24 protein-coding genes are annotated in these 24,689 nt (G+C 70.6%); 16 read left to right on the top strand and 8 right to left on the bottom strand.

The features are described from left to right. Window positions 1–723, bottom strand: a complete 723-nt coding sequence (locus UG56_RS15780; RefSeq protein WP_045551775.1) for a molybdopterin-dependent oxidoreductase — start codon at window positions 721–723, stop codon at window positions 1–3. A gap of 108 nt (window positions 724–831) precedes the next feature. Between UG56_RS15780 and UG56_RS15775 the strand changes: the two genes are divergently transcribed. The 5 genes from UG56_RS15775 (at window position 832) to UG56_RS15755 (ending at window position 8,311) form a co-directional block, all read left to right on the top strand. Further along, on the top strand, window positions 832–3,531 hold the full coding sequence (locus UG56_RS15775) for a DEAD/DEAH box helicase (protein WP_071327123.1): 2,700 nt from the start codon (window positions 832–834) through the stop codon (window positions 3,529–3,531). Further along, the gene (locus UG56_RS15770; RefSeq protein ID WP_045548709.1) at window positions 3,528–4,214 is read left to right on the top strand and encodes an SWIM zinc finger family protein; all 687 of its coding nucleotides are present in this window, start codon (window positions 3,528–3,530) and stop codon (window positions 4,212–4,214) included. Before UG56_RS15775 ends, UG56_RS15770 begins: the two co-directional genes overlap by 4 nt. Window positions 4,215–4,248: 34 nt before the next feature. Next, window positions 4,249–4,812 carry an SACE_7040 family transcriptional regulator gene (locus UG56_RS15765; RefSeq protein WP_045548708.1) on the top strand — a complete coding sequence of 188 codons (564 nt, stop codon included), beginning with the start codon at window positions 4,249–4,251 and terminating at the stop codon, window positions 4,810–4,812. A 65-nt stretch (window positions 4,813–4,877) separates the two neighbouring features. Then, window positions 4,878–6,419: a carboxyl transferase domain-containing protein gene (locus tag UG56_RS15760; protein WP_045548707.1), complete on the top strand. Its 1,542-nt coding sequence runs from the start codon at window positions 4,878–4,880 to the stop codon at window positions 6,417–6,419. Further along, window positions 6,419–8,311 carry an acetyl/propionyl/methylcrotonyl-CoA carboxylase subunit alpha gene (locus UG56_RS15755; protein WP_052693522.1) on the top strand — a complete coding sequence of 631 codons (1,893 nt, stop codon included), beginning with the start codon at window positions 6,419–6,421 and terminating at the stop codon, window positions 8,309–8,311. Before UG56_RS15760 ends, UG56_RS15755 begins: the two co-directional genes overlap by 1 nt. A 4-nt stretch (window positions 8,312–8,315) precedes the next feature. Here UG56_RS15755 and UG56_RS15750 read toward each other — a convergent pair whose 3' ends face one another. After that, the gene (locus tag UG56_RS15750) at window positions 8,316–8,747 is read right to left on the bottom strand and encodes an RICIN domain-containing protein (RefSeq protein WP_045548706.1); all 432 of its coding nucleotides are present in this window, start codon (window positions 8,745–8,747) and stop codon (window positions 8,316–8,318) included. Between the two features lie 196 nt (window positions 8,748–8,943). On the opposite strand from UG56_RS15750, the gene UG56_RS15745 reads away from it, so the two are divergent. The 4 genes from UG56_RS15745 to UG56_RS15730 all read left to right on the top strand — a co-directional run bounded on the left by UG56_RS15745 (window position 8,944) and on the right by UG56_RS15730 (window position 13,444). After that, window positions 8,944–9,906, top strand: a complete 963-nt coding sequence (locus UG56_RS15745) for a hydroxymethylglutaryl-CoA lyase (protein WP_045548705.1) — start codon at window positions 8,944–8,946, stop codon at window positions 9,904–9,906. 101 nt (window positions 9,907–10,007) lie between these two features. Next, a complete protein-coding gene (locus tag UG56_RS15740; RefSeq protein ID WP_045548704.1) occupies window positions 10,008–11,117 on the top strand; it encodes a hypothetical protein in 1,110 nt (369 codons plus the stop codon). Beyond that, on the top strand, window positions 11,117–12,235 hold the full coding sequence (locus UG56_RS15735) for a hypothetical protein (RefSeq protein ID WP_143055062.1): 1,119 nt from the start codon (window positions 11,117–11,119) through the stop codon (window positions 12,233–12,235). The genes UG56_RS15740 and UG56_RS15735 overlap by 1 nt, the downstream gene beginning before the upstream one ends. Window positions 12,236–12,265: 30 nt before the next feature. Then, a complete protein-coding gene (locus tag UG56_RS15730; protein ID WP_045548702.1) occupies window positions 12,266–13,444 on the top strand; it encodes a hypothetical protein in 1,179 nt (392 codons plus the stop codon). Here UG56_RS15730 and UG56_RS15725 read toward each other — a convergent pair. Next, window positions 13,441–14,139 (bottom strand): EcsC family protein, encoded by a 699-nt coding sequence (locus UG56_RS15725; protein ID WP_045548701.1) that lies wholly within the window; start codon window positions 14,137–14,139, stop codon window positions 13,441–13,443. The two genes, UG56_RS15730 and UG56_RS15725, sit on opposite strands and share 4 nt — an antisense overlap. 56 nt (window positions 14,140–14,195) lie before the next feature. On the opposite strand from UG56_RS15725, the gene aat reads away from it, so the two are divergent. Beyond that, window positions 14,196–14,930 carry a leucyl/phenylalanyl-tRNA--protein transferase gene (gene aat / locus UG56_RS15720; protein WP_045548700.1) on the top strand — a complete coding sequence of 245 codons (735 nt, stop codon included), beginning with the start codon at window positions 14,196–14,198 and terminating at the stop codon, window positions 14,928–14,930. Here aat and UG56_RS15715 read toward each other — a convergent pair. Both UG56_RS15715 and UG56_RS15710 read right to left on the bottom strand, forming a co-directional pair. Continuing rightward, window positions 14,927–15,253: a rhodanese-like domain-containing protein gene (locus UG56_RS15715; protein WP_045548699.1), complete on the bottom strand. Its 327-nt coding sequence runs from the start codon at window positions 15,251–15,253 to the stop codon at window positions 14,927–14,929. The two genes, aat and UG56_RS15715, sit on opposite strands and share 4 nt — an antisense overlap. A 9-nt stretch (window positions 15,254–15,262) precedes the next feature. Beyond that, window positions 15,263–16,126 carry an Fpg/Nei family DNA glycosylase gene (locus UG56_RS15710; RefSeq protein ID WP_045548698.1) on the bottom strand — a complete coding sequence of 288 codons (864 nt, stop codon included), beginning with the start codon at window positions 16,124–16,126 and terminating at the stop codon, window positions 15,263–15,265. 204 nt (window positions 16,127–16,330) lie between these two features. On the opposite strand from UG56_RS15710, the gene UG56_RS15705 reads away from it, so the two are divergent. Next, entirely contained in the window at window positions 16,331–17,527 is a 1,197-nt protein-coding gene (locus UG56_RS15705) for an ATP-binding protein (protein ID WP_045548697.1), read from the top strand. Between the two features lie 104 nt (window positions 17,528–17,631). Continuing rightward, the gene (locus UG56_RS15700) at window positions 17,632–19,068 is read left to right on the top strand and encodes an MBL fold metallo-hydrolase RNA specificity domain-containing protein (RefSeq protein ID WP_084101118.1); all 1,437 of its coding nucleotides are present in this window, start codon (window positions 17,632–17,634) and stop codon (window positions 19,066–19,068) included. 13 nt (window positions 19,069–19,081) lie between these two features. Here the strand turns inward: UG56_RS15700 and UG56_RS15695 are convergent, their stop codons facing one another. Together UG56_RS15695 and UG56_RS15690 are read right to left on the bottom strand one after the other, a co-directional pair. Beyond that, window positions 19,082–19,297 carry a DUF1918 domain-containing protein gene (locus UG56_RS15695; protein ID WP_045548712.1) on the bottom strand — a complete coding sequence of 72 codons (216 nt, stop codon included), beginning with the start codon at window positions 19,295–19,297 and terminating at the stop codon, window positions 19,082–19,084. Between the two features lie 21 nt (window positions 19,298–19,318). Then, window positions 19,319–19,639 carry a 2TM domain-containing protein gene (locus tag UG56_RS15690; RefSeq protein WP_045548696.1) on the bottom strand — a complete coding sequence of 107 codons (321 nt, stop codon included), beginning with the start codon at window positions 19,637–19,639 and terminating at the stop codon, window positions 19,319–19,321. 250 nt (window positions 19,640–19,889) lie between these two features. Here UG56_RS15690 and UG56_RS28415 point away from each other — a divergent pair, with 250 nt between their 5' ends. From UG56_RS28415 to UG56_RS15675, 4 genes are all read left to right on the top strand, one after another. Further along, window positions 19,890–20,057, top strand: coding sequence for a hypothetical protein (locus tag UG56_RS28415; protein WP_008355889.1), 168 nt, complete (start codon window positions 19,890–19,892; stop codon window positions 20,055–20,057). Next, window positions 20,054–20,479, top strand: coding sequence for a hypothetical protein (locus tag UG56_RS15685; protein ID WP_143055061.1), 426 nt, complete (start codon window positions 20,054–20,056; stop codon window positions 20,477–20,479). Before UG56_RS28415 ends, UG56_RS15685 begins: the two co-directional genes overlap by 4 nt. A 68-nt stretch (window positions 20,480–20,547) precedes the next feature. Beyond that, window positions 20,548–20,892, top strand: coding sequence for a VOC family protein (locus UG56_RS15680; protein ID WP_045548694.1), 345 nt, complete (start codon window positions 20,548–20,550; stop codon window positions 20,890–20,892). 251 nt (window positions 20,893–21,143) lie between these two features. Then, complete coding sequence (locus UG56_RS15675; protein ID WP_256206664.1) at window positions 21,144–23,432, top strand: immune inhibitor A domain-containing protein; 2,289 nt, start codon at window positions 21,144–21,146, stop codon at window positions 23,430–23,432. A 60-nt stretch (window positions 23,433–23,492) separates the two neighbouring features. Here UG56_RS15675 and UG56_RS15670 read toward each other — a convergent pair whose 3' ends face one another. Next, window positions 23,493–24,614 carry an FAD-dependent oxidoreductase gene (locus UG56_RS15670; RefSeq protein WP_045548693.1) on the bottom strand — a complete coding sequence of 374 codons (1,122 nt, stop codon included), beginning with the start codon at window positions 24,612–24,614 and terminating at the stop codon, window positions 23,493–23,495. Window positions 24,615–24,689 lie beyond the last annotated feature (75 nt).

Here is a 24,689-nt window from a genome sequence, read left to right as displayed (position 1 = left end):
CTAGCCATTATTTACATTTGAATAGTGACCTGACTCACCGCGGCGCACGGCTGCGGAGAGCATGACGGTCTTGATCGCCCGGTAGATCGGCCGGACCAGCCAACCGGGCAGCGTCCCGTGGCGCTCCTCCTCCCAGACCCGCGCCCGCGGGTGGGACTGCAGGAGCCGGTCGAGCAGCGCCGGTGGGCCTGCTTCCGGGGCGCCCGCGAGCACGTCGATGCGGCACACGTGCTTGATGTTGGCGTACCCGTACTGCGCCGGGTTGACCAGTCGCAGCGGTGCGCCGTGAGCACCGTCGAGCGGCCGGCCGCCGAGGCGGTCGGCGAGCAGGACGTCGTCGGCCAGGAGGTCGTCCAGCTGGGCCACGAACCGTTCGCCGTCGAGGCCACGGACGATCACGTGAGTCACGATCGTCCCGGGGGCGACGGCCGGGGCGACGTACCGGTGGTAGATGTCGGCGAAGGCGACGCCCTCCCAGATGAGGCCGGTCACCGACCAGCCGGCGACGCAGTGGAAGTCGGCGCGGAGCTCGCGGCGAGCGGTGCCGACGAGCTCGGCGACGGCGATCTCGATCGGCGCCGCGAGCGCTCCGTCGAAGACGACCGTCGGGTGTGCGGGCACGGTCGGCGGGGGCTCGGCGACACGTCGCCCGAAGCGCGGGAAGAAGTCGATCCGCCGCTGCCCTGGCGGGAGAGCGGCGCGTGGGTGGGTGGTCGCGGTCATGTCAGCCACCGTGGCAGCGCGACTGCACGGCGCACCTCAACCCTGAGGAGCGAACCTCTCATCCTCGAGGATGAGAAACCGTCGGTGGTGGCGGCTACGGTCGTGTCCATGTCCTTCGTACCCGTCACCGGCCGCGCCGTCTTCCGGCCGGCGCAGCCGCCGCGGGACTCGGCCGTGGAGTTCGTCGACTCCCGGCGGTCGGTGTCGTTGCCGATGCGGGCCGCGCTGCCCGTCCTGAAGAAGGCGTACGCAGCCTCCGACCTGCATCCCTCGGTCGCTCTGGTCGCGTCGGCAGCCCATCTCGGTCTCCGGTTCGTGGCCGCGGGGCAGCTGGAGCCCGCCGATGGTTCGTGGGCGGTCCGCTACAAGCCCGAGGACGAGGAGCGGGTGCGGCTGCTGGCCGAGTCGCGGGCCTACGACGACCTCGACGGCGAGGCGGCCGAGCAGCTGGTGCGGGAGATCGTGGCCGCGGTGGCGGACGCGGTGCCCACCTCGGCGCCGAAGGCGGCCGGGTCGGGCGCCTTCCGGGAGTCCCTGCAGACCAGGCTGGCGCGCTATCGGACAGACGAGGGGCCGGTGACGGCCGCGTTGCCGTCGTTGGTGCGGCTCTCCTTCCGCGTCGAGGCGCCCGAGGAGGATCTGCTCGCCGGGTCGCTGACGTTGGTGCCGCAGGTGCACGACGAGGCCGACCCGCTGCACGTGGCCGATGCGGCTCGGTTGTGGGCGGAGGGCGACGATCACGGCTTCGGCCCCCGGGCGCGTACGCACGCGCAGGTCGCTCTTCGCGGCGCCGCGGAGGCGTGGCCGGTGCTCGACCGGCTGCTCGACCTGCCGGTGCCCTCGTCGCTGACGCTGTCGAGCGACGAGGTCGTGGGGCTCCTCGAGGACGGGGTCGAGTGGCTCAAGGAGCGCGGTGTCGACGTGCTCTGGCCGCGCTCGCTGTCGCGCGACCTGACGACGTCGGTGGCGGTCGACCGGACACCTTCGACGTCCGCTGCGGCGCGCGAGGACCTGATGCGCGAGTCACCGCTCGGAGAGAAGGGGCTCTTCGCCTTCCAGTGGCAGGTGGCGCTCGGCGGCGAGCCGCTCGACGCTGCCGAGATGGACGCGTTGGCGGCTGCCGCGGGGCCGGTGCTGCGGCTGCGAGGGGCCTGGGCGGTCGTCCATCCCTCGGTGCTCCGCCGGGCGCGCAAGCGGCTGCTCAAGCGGATCACCGGCGGCGAGGCGCTCGCGGTCGCGCTGACCGGCCAGGTGCCGGCGGAGGTCGCCGAGGCGGCGCCGGGCGAGAAGGTGATCATCGGGGCCTCGATCGCGCGGCTGCGCGACGAGGTGATCGCGGCGACGTCCGGTGCGGCGGTCGACGTGCCACCAGAGCTGCAGGCCACGCTGCGGGGCTATCAGGTCGAGGGGCTGACCTGGCTGGCCGGGATCACCTCGCTCGGCCTGGGCGGGTGCCTGGCCGACGACATGGGTCTCGGCAAGACGCTGATGACGATCGCGCTCCACCTGCATCGCCAGAAGGAGCACGCCGGGCCGACGTTGGTGGTGTGCCCGGCCAGCCTGCTGGGCAACTGGGAGGCCGAGCTCGCCCGGTTCGCGCCCGAGGTGGAGGTGCGCCGCCATCACGGGTCCGAGCGCGACCTCGACGGGGCGACGGGTGTCGTGCTGACGACGTACGGGACGATGCGGCGCGACGTCGAGCTGCTCTCCGCGATGTCGTGGGGGCTCGTCGTGGCCGACGAGGCTCAACACGTGAAGAACGCCGCCTCGGCGACCGCGAAGGCGCTCCGCGAGATCCCGTCGCACGCCCGGGTGGCGCTGACCGGCACCCCGGTGGAGAACAACCTGACCGAGCTGTGGGCCCTGCTCGACTGGTGCGTGCCGGGTCTGCTCGGCAGCCGGCTCGCCTTCCGGAGGGCCTGGGCGAGCCAGATCGAGGCCGGTGCGGACGTCGGGAAGGCGAAGGAGTTCGCCGCGCTGGTCGGCCCGTTCCTGCTCCGCCGCCGCAAGTCGGACCCCGGGGTCGCTCCCGAGCTGCCGCCCAAGACCGAGACCGACCACCTGCTGTCGCTGACCCGGGAGCAGGCCGTGTTGTACGAGGCGTACGTGCGCGACGCGATGGCGCGGATCGAGCGGCTCGATGCCGACGACCCGCAGCGGCGCGGTCTGGTCCTGAGCCTGCTCACCGGGCTCAAGCAGATCTGCAACCACCCGGCGCAGTTCCTCAAGCAGGAGGGCGGCCGGATCACCGGGCGGTCGCAGAAGATCGAGCTCCTCGACGAGCTGGTCTCGACCGTGCTCGCGGAGTCGGGGGCGGTGCTCGTCTTCACCCAGTACGTCGCGATGGCCCGTCTCCTCGAGGCCCACTGGGCCGCGTCCGGTGTGGAGCACCAGTTCCTCCACGGCGGCACCCCGGTGACGGAGCGCTCGCGCATGGTCGAGCGCTTCCAGGACGGCGAGGTGCCGGTCTTCCTGCTCTCGCTCAAGGCCGGCGGGGTCGGGCTCAACCTGACTCGGGCCGACCACGTGATCCACGTCGACCGATGGTGGAACCCGGCGGTCGAGGACCAAGCCACCGACCGGGCCCATCGCATCGGCCAGACGCGTACGGTCCAGGTGCACCGGCTCATCACCCAGGGCACCGTCGAGGAGCGCGTCGCCGAGCTGTTGCAGCGCAAGCGGGTCCTGGCGGACGCGGTCCTCGGGGCCGGCGAGGCCGCCTTCACCGAGCTGTCCAACGCCGAGCTCCGCGAGCTGGTCAAGCTCGGTCCCCAGAAGCGCCGGAAACGCCGCCGGATCGCCTCATGAGCAACGTCCTGACCTTCGCCCGCGAGCCGCACCGGCGCGGGATGGTGAAGGTCGAGTCGTGGTGGGGGCGGGCGTTCCTGCGGGCGATCGAGGAGCTGGCCTACGACGACAACCAGCTCTCCGGGGCCCGCTCGCTCGCCCGCTCGGGGCGGATCGGAGGCCTGGTCGTCGAGGCCGGCCGGTTCGCGGCCGCGGTCGACGACGAGCGCGGGCTGTGGACGGTGGCCGGCACGGTTCCGGTGTTGAGCGCGGACGACGTCGCCGCGCTCTCGGAGGTCCTCGGTGCCTCGGCCGCCCGGGCCGAGGCGCTCCTCGTCGGCGAGCTTCCGCTGGATGTGGCCGAGCACGCCGAGGAGGCCGGGGTCGAGCTGGTCCCCTACGGCGAGGAGCTCGCGGTGACCTGCACGTGCGGGCACTGGCATGCGGTGTGCGGCCACTCGCTCGCGGTGCTCCACCAGCTCTGCTGGACGCTCGATCGCGACGCGTCCGCCCTGCTCCATCTGCGTGGGGCGGAGCGTGAGGAGCTGCTGGGCCGGCTGCGGAGGCAGCTTCCCGGGGACCGCGACGACGGGCCCGCAGCGGTCGAGAACGCTGCGCCCGGCGAGGCGACCCGAGACCAGGTCGACGACGTCGAGATCGCGCTCGACGCGGTGCTCCGGGCACGCCACCTGCTCGAGGAGTGAGATGCCTGTGGTGATCACGCGATAACCTCATGCAATGACCTCGGCCACGACGAAGACCAGGCGCGAGCAGATCCTGGACACCGCGGCCGAGCTCTTCGCGGCCCGCGGCTTCCACGGTGTCTCCGTCTCCGAGCTCGGCGCTGCCTGTGGCATCTCCGGCCCGGCGCTCTACAAGCACTTCCCGAGCAAGGACGCGATGCTCGCCGAGATGCTCGTCTCGATCTCGCAGGAGCTGCTCCGCGAAGGACGCGCCCGGGTGAAGGGGGCCTCGGGCACCGCCGAGGCCATCGAGGCACTGATCGACTGGCACGTCGACTTCGCCCTGCGCGACCGGGCCCTCATCGTCGTCCAGGAGCGTGACTGGCAGTCGCTCCCGCACGAGGCGCGCGAGCAGGTGCGCACCCTGCAGCGGAAGTACGTCGACCTCTGGGCCGACCAGCTCCGCGACCGCGACCCGTCGCTGACGCGCGACAACGCCCGCGCCATGGCCCACGCCGTCTTCGGGCTCATCAACTCCACCCCGCACAACCGGGTCCTGCCGGAGGAATCCACGCGCCAGGTGCTCACCAAGATGGCCCGAGCGGCCCTCGCCGAGTAGCGCCAGCCCGGGCGGGATCGCCGTGGGGCTTGTCACACGAGGTTAATGAACGTTAACCTCCTTCCATGGCGGCGAATCTGCGCGAGCTGACCCTCGAGCTGCGAGAGCGGCTCGAGCGCGTACGGCAAGGAGGGAGCGAACGCTCCCGGCAACGGCACACCGACCGCGGGAAGCTGCTCCCGCGCGACCGGGTGGACGGACTCCTCGACCCCGGGTCACCGTTCCTGGAGGTGGCTCCGCTGGCGGCGTACGGGATGTACGACGACGGCGACGAGTGGGCGGTGCCGTCGGCGGGGGTGATCGCAGGCATCGGGCTGGTGAGCGGCCGCAAGTGCATGATCGTCGCGAACGACGCGACCGTGAAGGGCGGCACCTACTACCCGCTGACCGTCAAGAAGCATCTCCGGGCGCAGACGATCGCCGCGGAGAACAGCCTCCCGTGCATCTACCTCGTCGACTCCGGTGGCGCGTTCCTGCCGAAGCAGGACGAGGTCTTCCCCGACCGCGAGCACTTCGGCCGGATCTTCTTCAACCAGGCCAACATGTCCGCGAAGGGCATCCCGCAGATCGCCTCGGTCATGGGTTCGTGCACCGCGGGCGGTGCGTACGTGCCGGCGATGAGCGACGAGACCGTGATCGTGCGCGACCAGGGCACGATCTTCCTCGGCGGGCCGCCGCTGGTGAAGGCGGCCACGGGCGAGGAGGTCACCGCCGAGGAGCTCGGCGGCGGGCTCGTCCACGCCACGAAGTCCGGTGTGGTCGACCACCTCGCCGACGACGACAAGCACGCCCTCGAGATCGTCCGGGGCATCGTCTCGACGCTGCCGGAGCAGGAGGTCTCGACAAGCTCGACCACCGGGACCGGCTACGACGAGCCGGCCGAGTCCCCCGAGACGCTCGTCGACGTGGTTCCTGCCGACACCCGGACGCCCTACGACGTCCGCGAGGTGATCCGCCGCATCGTCGACGGGTCGAAGCTGCAGGAGTTCAAGCAGCTCTACGGCGAGACGCTGGTCTGCGGGTTCGCCCGGATCGAGGGGCAGCCGGTCGGCATCGTCGCCAACAACGGCATCCTCTTCTCCGAGTCGGCGCTCAAGGGCGCTCACTTCGTGGAGCTGTGCAACCAGCGCGGCATCCCGCTGGTGTTCCTGCAGAACATCACCGGGTTCATGGTGGGCAAGGAGTACGAGAACAAGGGCATCGCTCGTGACGGCGCCAAGCTCGTCACGGCCGTCGCCTGCTCGGTGGTCCCGAAGTTCACCGTCGTCATCGGCGGCTCCTACGGCGCCGGCAACTATGGCATGTGCGGGCGGGCCTACGACCCGCGGTTCCTGTGGATGTGGCCCAACGCGCGCATCTCCGTCATGGGCGGCGAGCAGGCCGCATCGGTTCTCGCGACCGTCGCCGGCAAGCCGGACGACGAGGAGTTCAAGACGCCGATCCGGGACCAGTACGAGACCCAGGGCTCCCCCTACTACGCCACCGCGCGGCTGTGGGACGACGGCATCATCGACCCCGCCGATACCCGACGGGTGCTGGCGATGGGGCTCGCGGTCGCGGCGAACGCGCCCACGCCCGAGCCCAACTACGGAATCTTCAGGATGTGATGGCCGTGTTCGAGAGTGTTCTGGTCGCCAACCGTGGCGAGATCGCGCGCCGCGTCTTCCGGACCTGCCGCGAGCTCGGCATCCGGACGATCGCCATCTACACCGCGCTCGACGCGGACGCACCCCACGTACGCGACGCCGACGAAGCCGTCGAGGTGGCGTCCTACCTCGACGCGGACGCGGTGGTCAGCGCGGCCGCCGAGGCAGGTGCCGAGGCGATCCACCCGGGCTACGGCTTCCTCTCCGAGCGGGCCGAGTTCGCACGCGCGGTGGCGAAGGCGGGGCTGACCTGGGTCGGCCCCACGCCCGAGGTCATCGAGCAGATGGGCCGCAAGGACGCTGCCCGTGAGATCGCGGTCGCTGCCGGCGTACCCGTCGTTCCGCGGGGCGAGGACAGCCCCTATCCGCTGCTGGTCAAGGCCGCGGCCGGCGGTGGCGGCAAGGGCATGCGCATCGTCCGCTCGCCGGAGGAGCTGGACGAGGCCCGCGCCGCGGCAGCCCGCGAGGCGCTGAGCGCGTTCGGCGACGAGACCCTCCTGATCGAGAAGTACGTCGAGCGTGGCCGTCACATCGAGGTGCAGGTCTTCGGCGACACCCACGGCAACGTCATCCACCTCTTCGAGCGCGACTGCTCCGTGCAGCGCCGCCACCAGAAGGTGATCGAGGAGGCGCCCGCCCCGACGCTGACCGACGAGCAGCGGAACCTGGTCCTGACCAGCGCCGTCGCGCTCGCCCGCCAGGTCGACTACACCGGTGCCGGCACCGTCGAGTTCCTCCTCGACGAGGCCTCCGGCGAGGCCTACTTCCTGGAGATGAACACCCGCCTCCAGGTCGAGCACCCGGTCACCGAGGAGGCGGTGCGCATCGACGGCGCCGCCGCCGACCTCGTCGCCCTGCAGCTCCGGGTCGCTGCCGGCGAGCCGCTGGGCATCGCCCAGGAGGACGTACGCATCGACGGCCACGCCATCGAGGTCCGGGTCTACGCGGAGGACGCCTTCGAGGGCTTCCTGCCGCAGGCCGGCCGGACGAGCATCGTGCGCTGGCCCGAAGGCGCACGCGTCGAGCACGCGCTGGAGAGCGACCAGGTGGTCAGCACCGCCTACGACCCGATGCTCGCCAAGGTCATCGTCCACGGTGCCGATCGTGAGGAGGCCCGGGCGGCGATGGTCGAGGCGCTCGACTCGACCGCCGTCCTCGGGCTGACCACCAACACCGGCTTCCTCCGCGTGCTGGCCGCCTCCGACGCCTTCCGCGACGCCGAGATCGACACCGCCTGGCTCGACCGCAACGAGGTGCCCGTCCCGGACTCCGACGTGCCGCGCACGCTCGTCGCCTGGGTGAGCGCGATGCTCTCGGCAGTCTCGGACACCACGACGCCGTTCCGCGCCGACGGCTGGCGGCTCTCCGGCTCCCCGGCCCCGACCATCGTCGATCTCGACCGGAGCGTCACCGTCGACCGCCCCTCCGGCCGCGTGTCCAGCGATGTCGCCACTCACCTCGTCCGGCAGCTCAGCGCGGCCGACCACGTCCTCGTGGCCGTCGTCGACGGCGTACGTCACCGGGCGGTCGTCAACGTCCAGCCCGGTCTCGCCGAGATCGTCCACCAAGGACACCGCTTCGACTTCTCGCCGCCCGACCGCGTCGCCGGCGCCGCCGCCCACCACAGCGACGGAGCCGTCGAGGCCAAGATGCCGGGCACCGTCATCGACGTCCGCGTCCGGGTCGGCGACACCGTCGAGGAGGGCCAGGTCCTCGGTGTCATGGAGGCGATGAAGATGGAGGTCTCCCTCAAGGCCCCGTTCGCCGGCACCGTCACCGTGGTCGGTGCTGGTGCCGGCTCGCAGGTGCCTCTGGGGGCGGAGCTGTTCGTGGTGTCGCCCGATGGGGAGTGATCCGTCAGTACCAGCTCTGGTTCGTGCTGCTGTCGCACTCGGCCAGGCCGCCGACGTACGGATCCTGGATGCACCAGCCGTAGGCCTCGTTCTGGAACCTGATGGTGCCGTCCGCCCAGCGCTTGATCCACCAGCTCTGCTCCTCGCTGTCGTTGCAGGGCAGGCTGCGCAGGAAGATGACGCCGGTGCCGGTGCCGAGCTGGGCGTGCAGGCACTCGCCGGTCTTGCCGTTCTGGAAACGACGGGTGCCGTCGTTCCAGGCCGTCACGATCCACTGCTGCGTGGACACGCCGGCGCAGGCCGCGGTGCGCGGCTCGGTCGTGGTGTCCTCCAGGCACAGGCCGGTCGCCTGGTTCTTGTAGGTCTGGGTGGCGGCCGACGCCGGCGTGGCGAAGCCTGCGATCAGCCCGGCGGCGGTGACGATCGTCGTGACCACAGCGGCCAGGAGAACAGCCGCAGAACGATGCGGACGATGCGTCCGCAACATGGTGAGAGTCGGGTTCGTCATGTGAGGACCTGCCTATCGACCAGGCTCGGACCTGGCTGTCCGAGCGTCGGATCGACGGTCTCGCAAGGCGCTCTCAGATCTCTGTCTCGTATCTGTCAGATCGACGAGGATTAGGTTGGCAAGCATGAGTGACCCTTCGACAGGCTCGGGACACCGCCTCCCCGCAGTCGTACGCCACGACGACCTGCCCAGCAGGATCACGATCTACGAGGTCGGTGCGCGTGACGGCCTCCAGAACGAGAAGACGGCGATCGACACCGGCGTCAAGGCGGACCTGATCACCCGGCTGCTCGACGCCGGGCTGAGCCCGGTGGAGGCGACGAGCTTCGTGCACCCGAAGTGGGTGCCGCAGCTGGCCGACGCGAAGCAGCTCATGGAGGAGCTGGTCGACCGGCTCGGCGACCGGGCGCGAGAGCTCCCGGTGCTCGTGCCCAACGAGAAGGGTCTCGACCGCGCCCTGGAGCTGGGCCTGCGGCACATCGCGGTCTTCGGCAGCGCGACGGAGACGTTCGCCAACAAGAACCTCAACCAGACCTTCGATGGGCAGTGGGCGATGTTCGAGCCGACGATGACCCGGGCCAAGGACGCGAACATGACCGTCCGCGGCTACCTCTCGATGTGTTTCGGTGACCCCTGGGAGGGCCAGGTCGAGATCGCGAAGGTGGTCGAGGCGGGCAAGCGGCTCCTCGACCTCGGGGCCGACGAGCTCAGCCTCGGCGACACGATCGGGGTCGCGACCGCAGGTCACGTGAAGGCGCTGATCAAGGCATTCGAGGAAGAAGGCGTCCCGACCGAGCGCCTCGCGCTGCACTTCCACGACACGTACGGCCAGGCGCTGGCCAACACCCTCGCCGGGCTCCAGTGCGGCGTGACCACCTACGACGCCAGTGCGGGTGGCCTGGGCGGCTGTCCGTACGCCAAGAGTGCGACCGGCAACCTGGCCACCGAGGACCTGCTCTGGATGCTCGACGGGCTGGGGATCGAGCACGGTGTGGATCTCGACAAGGTCGCCGACACGAGCAGCTGGCTCGCCGGCCACCTCGGCAGACCGAGTCCCTCGGCCGTCGTACGTGCCCTGCGCTCGTAGGTGGTGACACGGCCTAGACTGCACCCAAGAGTGACGGCCGGGTGACAAAAAGACGGACCGCCGCGACAATCTCTACTAACTTGGTGCAGAATAGCGGGATCATGGCGCGCAAAGTCTTTCTCCACGTCGGCGCTCCGAAGACGGGCACGACGTACCTCCAGGACAGGTTGTTCCACAACCGGGTGTCCCTGGAGAATCATGGCGTCTTCTATCCGGTCGGGAACGAGCCGGACTTCTTCCGGCCGGCGCTCGACCTGATCGACCGGCCGTGGGGCGGCATGAGGAAGACCGTCCATGGTGAGTGGGACACGCTGGTCAAGCGGGTGCGCCGCCACGAGTCCGAGACGATCCTGATCAGCCACCACCTCTTCGCCGGCGCCCGGCCCGACCGGGTCGAGAAGGCGATGACCGACCTCGGCGAGGGCGGCCGCACCGAGGTCCACATCGTCTACACCGCCCGCGACATCGCGCGCGTGCTGGCGGCGGAGTGGCAGGACCAGATGCAGCGCGAGCGCAAGGTCACCTTCGCCCGCTATCTCGAGCGGATGCAGACGGCGAAGCAGTCGCGCTCGGCCGCCTGGTTCTGGCGTACGCACGGCCTGCCCGACGTGCTCAGTCGCTGGGGTCGCAACCTGCCGCCGGAGCGGGTGCACCTGATCACCGTGCCGCACGACGGGGCGCCGAGCGAGGTGCTGTGGCGGCGGTTCTGCGAGGTCGTCGGGATCGAGGAGTCGTGGACCCCGATCGACAGCGACCGCCACAACCAGTCCCTCGGCCGCGCCGAGGCGACCCTGCTGCGCCGGCTCAACGCTCGTCTCGAGTCGCAGGAGCTCACCCGCGAGGACTACCGCCACCTGGTCACCGACGTGATCGCGAAGCGCACTCTCGCCCACCGCGACGGCCGCGAGCGGGTCACCATGCCGCCGACCGCATTCGACTGGGCCGACGAGGTGGCCGACTCCTGGATCGAGTGGGCCGAGCTCGCCAAGGTCGACATCGCCGGCGACCTCGACGATCTCCGTCCGCAGCGGCCCGAGGCCGGCGTCGAGTGGGTCGACCCGGACGCGCCTCGCACCAAGGACGTCGCCGACGCGGCGATCGACGCCTTGGTCGCCGTCGTGGTGGAGGCAGCCCGCACCGACCCGCCGCAGGGGCCGGTCGCCTCCCGTGCGGCCAGGGTCATGCGCCGGGTCCGGGGGCGACGCTCCTGATGCCGACACCCACCAGGGGTTGGGGCTGGGCCGCGCACCTGCGCGAGGGTGGGACGACTCCGTGGACATCCTGGTCCGAGCCCGCCACGCCCTTCACGACCGACCACCTGCCGGGTGCCGAGATGCTCGAGCTGCTGCGGCGGCTCAACGAGACCGGCCCATCGGACGTCGGCCGGGTCGATGCCCTGCTGCGCACGAGCCCTCCCGGCCGCGGCCGCCGCGACCTTCCGCTGCTCGGGGACACCGAGACGAGGACGTACGGCCCGCTGCCGGTGGATCCGGCGACGTTGTCGCCGCGGGAGCTGCTGAGGGCGGCGAGCGTACGGCTCGCGGAGGACCTGCTGGACACCGTGGAGACCACACCGGTGCCGCGCCCGCGACGGTGGCGCCGCCGACGCCCGAAGGTGGAGCCCGACCAGCAGAGATTCCCCTACCGCCTGGTCGGTTCCCCGTGGCTGACGCTGCCCATCCGTGAGGAGCTGGAGCGGCAGGGGAGGCTGCCCGGCGGCAAGGGCTTCATCGTCTACGTCCTCGGTGGCCCGCTGGACGAGGTCGCCGCCGGTGCCTGGAAGTTCCGCACCTTCACCAACCGCGTCAACCCGTGGAACATCTGGATCCGCGACGCGCAGTGGCGCGGCTGGCTCGGTCCCCGGGCCGACCTGCCCCGGATCGCCCGCTGGTGGGCCGACCGGGTCGGGAAGGGCCGTGTCGAGATCGTCACCGACCCCGCCCTGCTGCCCGGTCTGCTCGGTGTCGACAGCGTGCCCGGCCCCTGGCCGATCTCGGCCGAGGGCAACGAAATCGCGCGCGTGATCGGGCAGGTGCTCAGCGTACGAACCGATCTCGAGACCCAGCGCACGCTGCTGGTCGACCAGCTCAGGCCACGGTTGGAGAAGCTCGAGCTCCTCGTCCCGGACGCTCGGGAGGTCGGCGTGCCCGCGGAAAGTTTTGATTGGGTCGAAACACAGGCGCGGGCCCAACGTGATGCATTGGTGGAAGCCGGATACGCTCTCCACGGAGACCCTGACCTGTTGCTCCCCTCGGGGAAGGCGACACAGGGTCCCGATGAGCGCCGGGCGCTGGCGCTCGCGTTGTCATTGATGGCGGGGCGTTCCTAGAGGAGTAGAACGTTGGAGACTGGGCGGCGCGTGCTGCTTCATGTCGGCACCCCGAAGACGGGAACCTCCTATCTTCAAGACGTCCTCTTCCACAACCGGGAGTCCCTCGCCGAGCAGGGGGTCCACTATTTCGCCGACCGCTTCGACGCCCACTTCCTGGCGGCCCTCGACCTGATGGACCTGCCCTGGGGCGGCATCGAGGAGGAGGCGACCGGGGCCTGGGACGCGCTCGCGGAGAAGGTGCGTGCCGTCGAGAACGGCACCGTGATCATCTCCCACGAGATCCTGGCGAGCGCGTCGTGGCAGCAGGCCAAGCACGCGCTGGACTCGCTGGGCGACTCCGAGATCCACATCATGCTCTCCGCGCGCGACCTGGCCCGGCAGATCCCGGCCGAGTGGCAGGAGAACGTCAAGCACCGCTCGGTCGTGACCTACGCCGAGTTCCTCGAGGAGATCCGCGACCCTGCCCGCGAGGGACGCATCGGGTCGTGGTTCTGGGGCGTCCAGGAGCTGCCCGACATCCTCGACCGGTGGACCCAGGGCATCGCGCCCGAGCGCGTCCACCTGATCACCGTCCCGCCTCCGGGGTCGCCGTCGACGCTGCTGTGGGAGCGGTTCTCCACCGCCTTCGGCCTCGACGACCTCACCATCGACTTCGAGGGGATCGATCGAGGCAACCCGTCCCTCGGCGTACCCGAGGCGGCCCTGCTCCGCGAGATCAACCTGGCGGTCGTGCCGGTGCTCGAGCCGGCCGACTACCGGCCGTTCGTACGCGAGTTCCTGGCCCACCGCACGCTGGCCAAGCGCCGCGACTCCGCGCGCCTGGCACTCTCCCCGTCGATCCTGCCCTGGGTCGAGTCGCTCTCCGAGAGCTGGGTCAAGGCGCTGTCGGGACGCGGCTACGACGTGGTCGGCGGGCTGGAGGAGCTGCTGGTCCCTGCCGACCTGGCGGGCAAGCCGTTCGTCGACCCCGACACGATCTCCTCGCGCGAGGTCCTCGACGCCGGCGTCGCGACCATCGACGCGCTGCTCCAGGAGGCCATCCGGCTGCGCAAGTCCGAGGCCCGGCTCGAGGACGAGGTCGCCGGGCTGCGCGCCGAGCTGGACCACGCCCGGTCGCTGGTGCCGAAGCAGCGCGCCCTCCACGGCCTCGAGCGTCGCTGGTGGGGCCGGGCGATCCTGAAGGTCTACCGCTTCGTGCGTCGCTAGCGGATCTCGCGGCGGCGCGGCAGCAGCTCGCGCGAGGCGTAGCGACCGATCTGGTAGGTCATCCAGCCATCGGTGCCGGCCCCGACGACGCCGCCGACCAGCGGGACCCGTTTGGCGACCATCGAGACGATGCGCTTGCCGGCGACCCGGCCGATCAGCTCCTGGGCCACCTCGGCGGCGACCAGGTCGTCGATCGCGCGGTCGTAGGCCGGAGCGGTCGCGACGGCCATCGGCGGAGCGGGGATCTTCCGCTCCTTGATCTGCTTGCTCACCTTCTCCTCGCTCAGCAGGGTGAGCAGGATGGCGTTGCGTACGCGAGGATCGGTCAGGTCATAGCCACGCAGATGCGCGATCGCGGCCACCATGCGGCACTGGATGATCGCCATCCCGGTGATGTTGGCCGGGAGGGTCAGGGCCTGGGTGACCAGACCGCCGATGTTGGTCGCGAAGCCGCCCACGCCGGCGAGCCGGACATGGTTGTCGATGACGTGCTTCACGGCGAGCTCGACGTCGCCGTCGTGGTCCTCGAGGTGCTTCTCGGCGGCCGCGGCGGCCGCCGGGAGCGGGCCGACGCCGACGATGGCGTGGTGCAGCGCCTGCCGGACCACGTTGGTGGTCACGCCCGGCGCGGACTGGATGACCTTGGGCGCGAGGCGGCCCGCCGCACTGGTGAGCACTGACTTGGGACCGATCATGAGGCAAATCTTAAGTGTGTGGTGGTTGGAGCCGCCGGGGGCGATAACGTTTCGTCGTGGCGAATCTTGGGGGTCCGATCGAACCGGAACCGTCGCCGTGGGCCTTCGCCGACCTTCGGGACCCCGGCGCGGGCGCCCATGGTGGGGCGGAGCTGGACGATCTGGTGGGTATGGGCGCGGACGTCGCGCCCGGGACACTCCTGGCTGCGTACCGTCACGGGATCTTCCCGATGCCGGGTGAGTCCCCGCGCGATCCGATGATGTGGTTCTCGCCGGTCAGGCGCGGCGTACTTCCGCTGGACGGGCTCGTCGTCTCCCGATCCCTGCGACGGTCGGTGCGGGACTTCGAGATCAGGATCGACACCAGCTTCGACGAGGTGGTCGCCTCGTGCGCCGATCCGCGCCGGCCCCACGGCTGGATCGACAGGCGGATCCGCCGGGCGTACGGCAGGCTGCACGAGCTGGGCTGGGCACACTCGGTCGAGGCCTGGCAGGACGGACGCCTGGCCGGCGGCCTCTACGGGGTCGCCATCGGCGGGCTCTTCGCCGGGGAGTCGATGTTCCACCGGGTCCGCGACGCGTCCAAGGTCGCCCTGGTCGGGCTGGTCTCCGCACTGCGCGAGGCGGGCTCGATCGACCAGCGGATCCTGGACGTGCAGTGGCGCACCGACCACCTCGCCTCGCTCGGCGTCGTCGAGGTGGCGCGCAACGACTACCTCGACCGCCTGGAGAAGGCGCTCAGGCTGCCGCTCCCGGAGGCGTTCGGCGGCCCTCCCGCAGAAGGGTCCTAGAGGACGTACGCCTCGGCGCCGGTCTCGCTGACCATCGGCCGCCCGGCAGCGGCCCAGTCGAGCATGCCGCCGGCGAGGTTGACCACCTCGTAGCCCTGCTGGGCGAGGTAGTTCACCGCCTGGGCGCTGCGGCCGCCGACCTTGCAGACCACCAGGGTCTGGCCCTCGGGAAGCTCACCGAGGCGCGCCGGGAGCTCCTGGAGCGGGATGTGGGTCGCGCCCTCGATGTGGCCCGCGGCCCACTCGTCGGCCTCGCGGACATCCAGGACTGCCACGGGCAGGGGATCGGGCACGCCGGCGATCTCGACGGTGGGGATGCTCACCCGACAAGCCTACTTGAGAAGCCGGGACATCCGGCGATCGGCGAGCGGCTTCCCGCCGGTCTGGCAGGTGGGGCAGTACTGCAGGCTCGAGTCGGCGAAGCTCACCTCGAGGATCGTGGAACCGCAGACCGGGCACTTCTTGCCCGCCTTGCCGTGGACGGCGAGGTTGCTCTTCTTCTCGCCCTTGAGCTCGCTCATCGCCAGGCCGGAGTCGCGCTCGACGGCCTCCTTCAGCGTCGTCCGCAGTGCCGTGTAGAGGCTCTCCGACTCCTCCTCGGTCATCTCGGCCGGCTTGAACGGCGACATCTTCGCGGCCCACAGGATCTCGTCGGAATAGGCGTTGCCGATGCCCGCGATGATCGACTGCATCCGCAGCACACCCTTGATCTGCTTGCGGCCCTGACCTGCGAGGATCTCGCGGAACCGGTCCAGGGTGAAGTCGTCGGCGAGCGGGTCGGGTCCGAGGGAGGCGACGCCGGGTACGTCCTGCGGGTCGTGGACGACGTAGAGCGCCAGACGCTTCTTGGTGCCGCCCTCGGTGATGTCCAGCCCGGTGTCGTCGTCGAGCACGATCCGGATCGCCAGCCCCGACTTGGAGCCGGGCCGCGGCGGCGCGGCGGGGATCTCGTCGCGCCACCGGATCCAGCCGCCGCGGGCCAGGTGGAGCACCAGGTGGACGCCGCTGGCCTCGATGTCGATGAACTTCCCGTGGCGGGTCACGTTGTCGACGAGTGTGCCCTCGACCGCGGTCAGCGGCGGATCGTACGTCTTCAGGGCGCTGAACTGGGCGACGTGCACCTTCGTGATCGCACGGCCGTCGAGGCGCCCGCGCAGGTCCTCGGCGAGCGCTTCCACCTCGGGGAGTTCCGGCATGTCCGCGAGTCTAGATCGTGTGGCTTGCACACGGGAGGGAATCCGACTATCCTCGAACACACGTTCGAGGCCAGCGGTCGATGTAAGAGTCTGCGTCTTTCTAGGATGAATCCTAGAAAGACGAATAGAGACCTACGTTCGTGAAAGATCTGGCTCGCTAGGGAAATCTAAGACGCGTCCTAGAGATGTGGATATCGTCTGATCATGGACCCCATCCGCAATCCGTACGCTCCCGGCGCCGGCCAGCGGCCCCCGGAGCTCGCTGGTCGTGACGAGCAGCTCGGGCAGTTCGACGTGGTGCTGGAGCGGGTGGCGCGCGGTCGGCCGGAGCGGTCGCTGGTGCTCACCGGACTCCGCGGCGTCGGCAAGACGGTCCTGCTCAACACCCTGCGCTCCGCGGCGGTCCGCAAGGGCTGGGGCACCGGGAAGATGGAGGCACGCCCCGACCAGTCGCTGCGCCGGCCGCTGTCGAGCGCACTCCACCAGGCGGTGCGGGAGCTGGGCCATCCGAACGCCGACGACGTCGACCACGTGCTCGGTGTGATCCGGAGCTTCGCCCAGCGGGAGGCGGGGCCCAACGCCAAGCTGCGCGAGCAGTGGTCGCCGGGCATCGAGGCCCCGGCGGTGCGGGGGCGGGCCGACTCCGGTGACATAGAGATCGACCTGGTCGAGCTGCTCACCGACGTCGGCGGGCTCGCCGCGGACGTCGGCAAGGGCGTCGGTGTCTTCATCGACGAGATGCAGGACCTCGGTCCGGACGACGTCTCGGCGATGTGCGCGGCCTGCCACGAGATCAGTCAGTCGGGGCTGCCGGTGATCGTCGTCGGTGCCGGCCTGCCACACCTTCCGGCCGTGCTCTCGGCGAGCAAGTCCTACTCCGAGCGGCTCTTCTCCTACCAGCGCATCGACCGCCTCGAGCGCGAGGCCGCCGACCGCGCCCTCGCCGCCCCGGCGGGCGAGGAGGAGGCCGAGTTCGAGCCCGACGCCCTCGCCGAGATGTACGCCGCCACCGGCGGCTACCCCTACTTCATCCAGGCCTACGGCAAGACCGTGTGGGACCAGGCGCCCCGCTCCCCGATCACGGTCGAGGACGTGAAGGTCGCCGCCCCCGAGGCCGAGCGGGAGCTCGCGGTCGGCTTCTTCGGCTCCCGCTACGAGCGCGCCACGCCCGCCGAGCGGGACTACCTGCGCGCGATGGCCGACGCCGCCGTCGAGCTGGGCGCCGACGACATCGGCACCGTCGCCACCGCCGACGTCGCCGCGTTCCTCAACAAGAAGCCGCAGTCGCTCTCCCCGGCGCGCGACGCGCTGATGAAGAAGGGCCTGATCTACTCGGGTGAACGCGGCCGGATCGCCTTCACCGTCCCTCACTTCGGTCGCTACCTCCGTCAGCAGGGCTGAGGACGATCAGGTCATCGGTCACGTCCGCGAAGGCCGTATGGCCCTCCCCGCGGCCTGACGGATGCCGCAGCGTGGTGACACCATCACCTGCGAAGGGAAGCCCGATGGCGCACTCCGAGACCCTTGCCGTCGGCGACATCGACTCCGGCGCATCCCGTTCGACGCATCCCGCGCTGGTGTTCCTCGGGGCATCCGGCACGGTGACCGGAAGCCGGTTCCTGGTGACGGACGGTTCCGATCGGCTGCTGGTCGATGCCGGCCTCTACCAGGGCCTGCGCGAGCTGCGGCGGCTCAACTGGGCGCCGTTCCCGGTGGCACCCGCGGACATCGACGCCGTCGTGCTCACCCACGCCCACCTCGACCACACCGGCTACCTGCCCCGGCTGGTGAGCGAGGGGTTCGCCGGTGAGGTCCTGTGCACGCCGGGCACCGCCGCGCTCGCCGCGATCGTGCTCCGCGACAGCGCGCACCTCCAGGAGGAGGATGCGCGCTATGCCAACGAGGGCGGCTGGTCGAGGCACGACCCGGCCCTGCCGCTCTACACGTCGGCCGACGTGGAACGGACGCTGGAGCACCTGCACCCGGTGGCGTTCGGCGAGCCCCGGCCGGTCGACGGGATGAACGTGACGCTGCAGCGCGCCGGCCACATCCTCGGCTCGTCGGTGGCGGTCGTCGACATCGGTGGTGAGCGGGTGGTGTTCAGTGGCGACCTGGGCCGGCCGGGTCATCCGATCCTGCGGCCGCCCGTCAAGCCGCCCGCCGCCTCGGCCATGGTGCTCGAGTCGACCTACGGCGACCGACGGCATCCGCCGGCCGATCCTGACGCCCTCGCCGACGCCGTACGCCGCACGATGGACCGTGGCGGGGTCGTGCTGATCCCGGCGTTCGCGGTGGACCGGACCGAGCTGGTGCTGCTCGAGCTGCTCCGGCTCCGCCGTGCCGGCCGGATCCCACAGGTCCCGATCTTCGTGGACAGCCCGATGGCCCTGGCCGCGCTGGACGTCTACCGAGCGGCGCTGAGCGCGCACAGCGACGAGCTCGACAGCAAGCGGGCGGCGCCGCTGCGGGATCTCGAGCACCTCGACGTCCACCGGATCCGGGACGCCGCCGCCTCCGAGCAGCTCAATCGCCCCAAGGGTCCGTGCATCATCATCTCCGCCTCCGGCATGGCCACCGGCGGCCGCGTCGTCCACCACCTGCTCCGCCAGCTTCCCGACCCCCGCAACAGCGTCGTGCTCACCGGCTACCAGGCGCAGGGCACCCGCGGCAGACAGCTGGTCGAGGGTGCCCGGGCGGTCAAGATGCACGGCCGGTACGTCCCGGTCCGCGCGGAGGTGGTCGCGATCTTGGACTTCAGCGTGCACGCCGACGCCGACGAGCTGGTCGCCTGGGTCGCCTCGGCGCCCGAGCTCCCGCAGACCGTCTATGTCGTGCACGGCGAGCCCACGTCGTCGCGAGCCCTGGCCGACCGGATCCAGGACGAGCTCGGCATCGTGGCCGTGGTTCCCCGGCTGGGGGAACGGGTGCTCCTGGGCTCCTGATGCCCGGTCGGTCTCACCGATGCTCGTGCGGGCGGGCCTCGTGCTCGAAGTGCTCCACGAAGGCGTCCGAGCCGGGGAACACCAGCGCCTCGTGGCCGGTGTCGGACCAACGTACGACGTAGGGCGGGCTGCCGTCCTCGTGGTGGACCTCGAGGATCTCGGCGTCACGGACCGGCTCGCCGACGTTGTGGCCACGGACGACCAGCCGGTCACCTACTGCTGCGTACATCATCTTCGTCTCCGTCCTTTGTCAGGTCCGCTTGCGCAGCCGGTCCATCTGGCGCGCGATGCTGGCCTCGCTCGGCTCGGCTGCCAGGTACACGTCCCAGACGTTCATCACGAGGCCGATCCCCCACAGGAGCAGGACGATCAGCGGCCAGAAGAACGAATCCGGCGTGAGGATCGCCCAGATTCCCACGAGCGCCCCGTTCACCAGGACGTACACGAGTACGTGACCTGCCAGGTCTCGGCGCTTCTTCAGGCGCTTGACGGCGGCGAGGCGGAGCTCCTCCTCCGACGTGATCGCCGGCGGTTCGGTCCGCTCTTCAGCCGAGATGTTCCGGTCATCCATGGTGACGTCCCCCTTAGGTCGGTTGTCCCCTCGTCCTCGACGCTAGGAGCCGGCCATGCCGGGTGCAGCGGTCCAAAGGCCCCCTTCGGTGAGTCCTCGGCCCCGGGCGGCCCGTGACGTGCCGGCTCTGCGTCCGGGTCGAGGACCACTGTCCCCGCGTACGGGAAGTTCGTCCCTCCCGGCGGGGTGCGGGAGCACCTAGCGTCGACGGCAGGCGCAGTCGTGTACGCAGCGGAAAGGTGGGATCTCCATGACGATCATCTGGTTCATCGTCTGGTTCATCGCGAACATCGTGGGAGCCCACGAACCCCTCCAACTGGACCCGGTCAACGTCTGGACCGGCACCCTGATCCTCGCGATCGCTCTGGACCTCGGCGGGTCGCACGCGGGAACCGTCTCGTCGAGGCGAGAGCGGTGAGTGCACCGAGCGCTGGCGTGATCGCGCCGGCGCCGGCGTGGAGACGTACGGTCGGTGTCGTCTCCGCGCTGACCGCCGCGGCCGCGGCCGTCGGATCGGTCCAGCTCCTCACCGGCACCTTCACCCCGCCGGTGAGCGACCTGAGACCACTGGGGCTGGACTCGTGGGTGATCCCTGGGCTGTGGCTGGCTGCGAGCGTCGCGGCGCCCTGCGCCGGCACGGCCACCCTGGCGTGGCGCCGGTCGTACTGGATGGGACCCGCCGCGATCGGAGCCGGCGCACTGCTCGCCGTCGAGCTGCTGGTCCAGGTGCCGTTCGTCGGGCTCGATCCGCTTCAGGGAGTCATGGGGGTGGTCGCGATCTCCCTGGTGGGTCTGGGGTTCTCGAGCCTCCGCCGGTCGGGGACCAAGGACCGGCCGTAGCGGCACTTCGCCCCTGTGGTCTCCGCGCCGGCTCGTCGGATGCTCGACCGAGACGGAAGGAGACAGTCATGGCACATCCTGTGGTGCACTTCGAGATCGCCGGAGCCGACGGCGAGCGACTCATCGGGTTCTACCGAGACCTGTTCGGCTGGGACATCCAGGGGGCCGGCCCCGACTACTGGCTCGTGACAGCCGCGGAGGGCGGCATCGGCGGCGGCATCATGCAGACGCGTGACGAGATGCCCGCCTACGTCACGGTGTACGCCTCGACCGACGACCTCGACGGCACGCTCGAGCGCGTCGGGGAGCTGGGCGGTGAGACCGTCGTGCCGCCGACCGAGATCCCGGGCGCCGGGTTCTTCGCCATGTTCCGCGACCCCGGCGGCAACATCATCGGCCTGTTCCGGGAGTGACCGGGCGATCGGCATCGCCCTCGCCGGACTCCACTCGGCGACATGTGGTCTCACCGATTTGTCGACACGTTGTCGACACGCTCGCCGGCTCGTTCTGGCCACGCCACTCCACGCAAACATGCCGAAATTCGATCTTCCCTTCGCGTTCGCCCGGTGCTTGACTGCTTCCAGGTCCGTGACGCACATCACATCGGACCGTACTCCCGCAGCGATCTCGGGCGCAGCATGAACGAGTGGAGGGAGAACCACGCATGCGGGGTTGGAAGAGAGGGCGGCTCCTCACCATCGGAGCCGCAGGAGCGCTCGTCCTCGGTCTGACGTTGCCCGGCGCACCCGCCGGCAGCGCGCCGCCTTCGGACGACGATCGTGGCCGGGCCGCCAAGGAGCTCAAGCAGACCGGGTCCGACTACAACGACGGCAAGCGCCTCGGCATCGAGAGGCACCGGGGCGACGTGCACGGTCAGCCGCCGAAGGGACCCGCGAAGGTCGGCCAGAGCCGCACCTGGCTGGGGCTCGACGACTTCCAGGGAAGTCTCTATCTCAAGGACTACACGCTGCGCGGTGTCGGCGACAACATCGAGGTGTGGGTCGCCAACGACCGGGCGTTCCCGGCCGGCGACTGCCGCAACGACCTCGGCCTGACCGAGGTCACCGACGCCCAGATCTCGAACTTCATCTCGGAGTTCGACGACACGATCTACCCGATCGAGTCGAGGGAGTTCTCGGTCCCGCCGGACCGGGACGGCAAGCAGGCCGTCCTGCCAGGGCTGATCCCCAACCTGCCGTCCTCGGAGTACAAGGGCGACGGCGACAACATCGTGGTGCTGGTCGACAACGTCCGGGACGCCAACTTCTACGAGCCGACCAGCCCTGACGGGCAGACCTACATCGCGGGCTTCTTCTACTCGGTCTTCAACGAGTACTTCGACCGCAACGTGATGAGCATCGACGTCTTCGACTGGCTGCACCGCACCGGCACCAACCCGCCCGACGACAGCACCGATCCGGCGTACGTCGCCTGCAACCAGGAGCTGAACACCGCTGCCGGACGGCAGATCGGAGCGTCTCGGCCGTTGCTCTACGAGGGCACGTTCGCGCACGAGTACCAGCACCTGCTGGAGTACTACGAGGACCCCGACGAGGTCTCCTGGGTCAACGAGGGGCTCTCGGACTACGCCCAGACACTGGTCGGCTTCGTCGACCCGAGCACGCCGCCTGACGATCCCGGAGCGGACTCGCACCTGGCCTGCTTCATGGGCTATCTCGATCCGGCGTTCGGTGGCCCGGAGAACTCGCTGACCGGCTGGGGCGACCAGGGTGGGCCGGAGACGCTGTGCGACTACGGCGCGGTCTACTCGTTCATGGAGTATCTGGCCAGCCACTACGGGTCGGACTTCCTCGGCGCGCTGCACCGCGAGGATGCCGGCGGTCTCGCCGGGCTCCAGGCCGTGCTCGACCAGTTCGGTGCCGGCGTCTCTGCTCAGCAGACGGTGCACGACTGGGCGGCCGCGATGGCTCTCGATGCGGCGCTGGACGCCAACGGCGGCAACCTGACCGGTGGCGACGCGGCGCGGTTCCGGGCCAGCTCGCTCTCGGCGAAGATCAACTGGGACAACCCGGAGGCGTGGAACGAGAACGGCGCACCGCCGAACGGCTCGGACTACGTACGCCTGCGCGACGGTGGCGGGGCCTACCTCTCCGCCGGCCAGATCGACTCGCTGAGCTTCGACGGCGCGACGTCGCTGGAGCCGAAGCCGGTCGAATGGACGGTCGACACGACCCCGCCGACGGCCACCACGGCCGACAGCAGCTGCGGTTCGCCGCCTGCCGACGGCACCGGGGCGGCAGCCCTCTACTCGGGTTGCGGGCCGAACCTCGACCGGGCAGTGGTGCGGTCGGTCGACGTGCCGGCCGGCGGGGCGTCGCTGACCTTCGACGCCCTCTGGGACGCCGAGCCCGGATGGGACTTCGGCTTCGTCCAGGTCTCCACCGACGGTGGCGCGAGCTGGCACAGCCTGGCCACCGCCGACACGACCAGCGAGCACGACCCCGGTGCCATCCCGACCGTGGTCGACAACCTGCCCGGCTTCTCCGGCGACTCCGGAGGCTGGCGTTCGCAGAGCGCCGACCTGTCGGCGTACGGCGGGCAGAGCGTGCTGGTGGCGTTCCGCTACGTCACCGACTCTGGGGTCGACGAGTCCGGTTTCTGGGTACGCAACATCGCTGTCGGAGGCACCGCGCTGCCCAGCGACACCCTGAGCGGATGGCAGTCGGCGTCGCAGGTCCACCCGACCCCGGTCGAGGGTTGGACCGTCCAGCTGGTGGCGTACGGCCCGGCGGGCTCGCCCGCATGGGTGCACACCCTCGCGCTGGACGACTCGTTCGACGGCACGGTCAGTGGTGCCGACCTCGAGGCGGCGATCGGTGACAGTGCCCAGACGGTCGCGGCGATCGTGATGTTCGACGACCCGACGGAGAGCGTGCCCGACCCGGCGCGCTACACCCTGACGGTCAACGGCGTCACCCAGCCGGGAGGCTGATCCCATCACCCGGTCGGCGGGCTGCGGTCGTCGTTGGACGGCCGCAGTCCGCCGCCGGGTTCAGCGGTGGCCCGAGAAGAAGTCCACGAGCCCGTGGGGTGCCGACTCGCCCAGGCACAGGTCGACGACCTCCCGCGCTCCCTTCGCCGACTCGGCGCTGCGTGCGAACATCTCCAGCTCGTACGCCTCGACCGCCGTCTCCAGATCGTCGCCTGACTCGACGGCGGCGGCGATCGCGAGGGCGAGCTGCGCGCCGTCGTACAGCGCCAGGTTGGCGCCCTCGCCGGCCGGCATCGCCAGGTGGGCGGCGTCGCCGACCAGGGTGACGCCGTCGACGTGGGACCAGCGGTGGCTGTCGGGGAGTGCGTGGATGGTGCGTACGACCGGCGGGGTGTCGGCGTCGGTGACCAGGGCCAGCAGCTCGGGCGCCCAGCCCTCGAACGCGGCCGCGACCTCGGTGGTCACCTGGGTGTGGTCCAGGCCGGTGAGCCAGTCGATGGGGCGTACGAGCTGGGCGTAGGCGTGCAGGATGCCGCCCTCCTCGCGGTGGGTCGAGATGCCCTGGCCCGGCTCGAGCGCGAACATCCCGCCGCCGCCTGCTGCCTCGGCGGTCGCCGGATGGCGGGAGTCGACATCATGGAGGTAGGTCTCGACGAAGGTGGTCCCGGTGTAGGTGGGGGTGACGGAGGAGAGCAGCGGCCGCACCTTCGACCACGCGCCGTCGGCCCCGACCAGCAGCTCGGTCGTCACGGTCGAGCCGTCGGTGAAGGACAGCTCGTGGCGCCCGTCGCCGAGCGAGGTGACGGTGGCCAGCTTCTTGCCCCAGCGGACGGTCTCGGCGGGCAGCGAGTCGAGCAGGATCTGCCGAAGCTGGCCGCGGAGCACCTCCGGCCGGCCGCCGGTGCCGTCGTCGGGCTCGTCGAGGAGGACGGTGCCGTTGCGGTCGAGCACGCGTGTCGCCTCGCCGCCGCGGTGGATGAGCGCGCGGAACTCCGTGGTCAGCCCGGCCATCTCGAGGGCGACCTGACCGTCCTGCTCGTGGATGTCGAGCTGGCCGCCCTGCGTGCGCGTGGCGGCCGAGGCGTCCGCCTCGTAGACGACGGCCGGGATGCCGTGGACGTGGAGTACGCGGGCGAGGGCGAGACCGCCGAGGCCGGCGCCGATGATCGTGACTTCCTTCATGGGTGAGCTCCGTTCGAGAGTAGACGATGGAACAGTGTTCCAATGTGTCCAGTTTGGAACGCCGTTCCAAATGTG

It is taken from the genome of Nocardioides luteus (assembly GCF_000960475.2).
Lineage (GTDB): Bacteria > Actinomycetota > Actinomycetes > Propionibacteriales > Nocardioidaceae > Nocardioides > Nocardioides luteus_A.
Note: the sequence above shows the minus strand (reverse complement) of the source record. Positions and strands in the feature narration are given on the sequence as shown.

Bases quoted from the DNA above. Each gene is read 5' to 3' on its own strand.
- UG56_RS15780 (WP_045551775.1), bottom strand. From the start codon at position 723: ATGACCGCGACCACCCACCCACGCGCCGCTCTCCCGCCAGGGCAGCGG.
- UG56_RS15775 (WP_071327123.1), top strand. From the start codon at position 832: ATGTCCTTCGTACCCGTCACCGGCCGCGCCGTCTTCCGGCCGGCGCAG.
- UG56_RS15770 (WP_045548709.1), top strand. From the start codon at position 3,528: ATGAGCAACGTCCTGACCTTCGCCCGCGAGCCGCACCGGCGCGGGATG.
- UG56_RS15765 (WP_045548708.1), top strand. From the start codon at position 4,249: ATGACCTCGGCCACGACGAAGACCAGGCGCGAGCAGATCCTGGACACC.
- UG56_RS15760 (WP_045548707.1), top strand. From the start codon at position 4,878: ATGGCGGCGAATCTGCGCGAGCTGACCCTCGAGCTGCGAGAGCGGCTC.
- UG56_RS15755 (WP_052693522.1), top strand. From the start codon at position 6,419: ATGGCCGTGTTCGAGAGTGTTCTGGTCGCCAACCGTGGCGAGATCGCG.
- UG56_RS15745 (WP_045548705.1), top strand. From the start codon at position 8,944: ATGAGTGACCCTTCGACAGGCTCGGGACACCGCCTCCCCGCAGTCGTA.
- UG56_RS15740 (WP_045548704.1), top strand. From the start codon at position 10,008: ATGGCGCGCAAAGTCTTTCTCCACGTCGGCGCTCCGAAGACGGGCACG.
- UG56_RS15735 (WP_143055062.1), top strand. From the start codon at position 11,117: ATGCCGACACCCACCAGGGGTTGGGGCTGGGCCGCGCACCTGCGCGAG.
- UG56_RS15725 (WP_045548701.1), bottom strand. From the start codon at position 14,139: ATGATCGGTCCCAAGTCAGTGCTCACCAGTGCGGCGGGCCGCCTCGCG.
- UG56_RS15710 (WP_045548698.1), bottom strand. From the start codon at position 16,126: ATGCCGGAACTCCCCGAGGTGGAAGCGCTCGCCGAGGACCTGCGCGGG.
- UG56_RS15705 (WP_045548697.1), top strand. From the start codon at position 16,331: ATGGACCCCATCCGCAATCCGTACGCTCCCGGCGCCGGCCAGCGGCCC.
- UG56_RS15700 (WP_084101118.1), top strand. From the start codon at position 17,632: ATGGCGCACTCCGAGACCCTTGCCGTCGGCGACATCGACTCCGGCGCA.
- UG56_RS15695 (WP_045548712.1), bottom strand. From the start codon at position 19,297: ATGTACGCAGCAGTAGGTGACCGGCTGGTCGTCCGTGGCCACAACGTC.
- UG56_RS15690 (WP_045548696.1), bottom strand. From the start codon at position 19,639: ATGGATGACCGGAACATCTCGGCTGAAGAGCGGACCGAACCGCCGGCG.
- UG56_RS28415 (WP_008355889.1), top strand. From the start codon at position 19,890: ATGACGATCATCTGGTTCATCGTCTGGTTCATCGCGAACATCGTGGGA.
- UG56_RS15680 (WP_045548694.1), top strand. From the start codon at position 20,548: ATGGCACATCCTGTGGTGCACTTCGAGATCGCCGGAGCCGACGGCGAG.
- UG56_RS15675 (WP_256206664.1), top strand. From the start codon at position 21,144: ATGCGGGGTTGGAAGAGAGGGCGGCTCCTCACCATCGGAGCCGCAGGA.
- UG56_RS15670 (WP_045548693.1), bottom strand. From the start codon at position 24,614: ATGAAGGAAGTCACGATCATCGGCGCCGGCCTCGGCGGTCTCGCCCTC.